The organism is Oleiphilus sp. HI0123, from assembly GCF_001635315.1.
This window is the reverse complement of record NZ_LWGE01001871.1, coordinates 1-436: the sequence shown is the minus strand read 5'-3', so window position 1 is coordinate 436 and position 436 is coordinate 1. Positions and strand designations below refer to the sequence as shown.

The window sequence follows — 436 nt, the reverse complement described above, 5'->3', positions numbered from 1 at the left end:
CCGGTAAACAATATTCTGTACCTGGCTGATACACAGCTCACCCGCTTGTGAAATATCATGGCGAACATTAACGAAAACCAACACGCCGGTACTACCCGTTTTAAGTTCAACAGATTCAATCGTCGATAATCGAGAGGCCGGCTGGCCAATAATCAAAGCCTTATGACACTCAACCTCACCGGCCGCCCACATCCTGCGAGGAAGTGGTACAGGGGGTAAAAAGCCACCTTTATCCGGGTGCCCATCAACACCTGTTGCACTGGCTTTTGGCGTTGGCAGAAAATACATCCACTCCCAAAATGGAGGTAAGGCATCACCTTTCTCGGGTAGAGTCTCGTTATCAAGTGCCGCAGCCAAAGCTTGCGCCTGAAAAAGACTAATATCATCTTCTTTGGTTTCTTGCTTTCCTACCCACTGCTGCAAGTACTCAATATCT

The 436-nt window shown here is 48.2% G+C and carries 1 protein-coding gene; it reads right to left on the bottom strand.

The genetic code is table 11. The features are described 5' to 3' along the window. Positions 1-436, bottom strand: a 436-nt coding sequence (locus A3761_RS25010; RefSeq protein WP_197473259.1) for a MaoC family dehydratase N-terminal domain-containing protein, incomplete at both ends; no start/stop codon positions are given.